An 880-nucleotide genomic window follows, 5' to 3' on the forward strand; every position below is an offset into this window, starting at 1 on the left:
TCGGGGAGGGTTTCGGTGGTGTCCTGGATGGCGGTGGTCAGGAGGGGGTGGGTGCTGACTTCGATGAAGGTGCGGTAGCCGTGGGTGAGGAGGGCTCGGGTGGCTTCTTCGAAGCGGACGGTGTCGCGGAGGTTGCGGTACCAGTAGTGGGCGTCGATGTGTGTGGGGTTGGTCCAGTCGGCGTCGACGGTGGACATCCAGGCCACGGTGCCGGGGGAGGTGGTGACGCCGTTGAGTAGGTGGTGTAGCTGGTTTTTGATGGTGTCGACGTGTCCGGAGTGTCCGGCGAAGTCGACGCCGGGGAGTTGCCAGCGGTAGATCTTGGCTTTGGAGAGGGTGATGCCGAATTCGGCGAGGGCGTCGGGGTCTCCGGAGACGGATACGGAGGCGGGGCCGTTGATGGCGGCGATCCACAGGTGTCCGTGCCAGGGGGTTATTGCTTCTTGGACCCATGTGTGGGGGGCGAGGACGGACATCATGGCGCCGTGTCCGGTGAGGTGGTGGGCGATGGTTTGGCTGCGGAGGGTGACGATTTTGGCGGCGTTGGTGAGGGTGAGGTGTCCGGCGATGTGGGCGGCGGCGATTTCGCCTTGGGAGTGGCCGATGACGGCGTCGGGGTGGATGCCGTTGGCCTGCCAGAGTGCGGCGAGGGAGACCATGATGGCGAAGGTGGTGGGTTGCAGGACGTCGACGCGGTTGAGTGAAGGGGCGTGGGGTGCGCCGGTGATGACGTCGATGAGGTTCCAGTCGGTGTAGGGGGCGAGGGCGTCGGCGCATTCGTGGAGGCGGGTGGCGAAGACGGGTGAGGTGTTGAGGAGTTGGGCTCCCATGCCTTGCCATTGGGCGCCCTGGCCGGGGAAGACGAAGACGGTCTTGCCGT

Annotated in this window: 1 protein-coding gene; it reads right to left on the reverse strand. The window is 65.8% G+C overall.

What is annotated here, in order from left to right; genetic code table 11:
• A partial coding sequence (locus J5X86_RS50195; RefSeq protein WP_243983380.1) for an acyltransferase domain-containing protein occupies positions 1 to 830 on the reverse strand: 830 nt, incomplete at its 3' end.
• Between the last annotated feature and the right edge of the window lie 50 nt (positions 831 to 880).

It is taken from the genome of Streptomyces sp. NEAU-YJ-81, assembly GCF_017592595.1.
In the GTDB taxonomy this organism is placed as follows: domain Bacteria; phylum Actinomycetota; class Actinomycetes; order Streptomycetales; family Streptomycetaceae; genus Streptomyces; species Streptomyces hygroscopicus_B.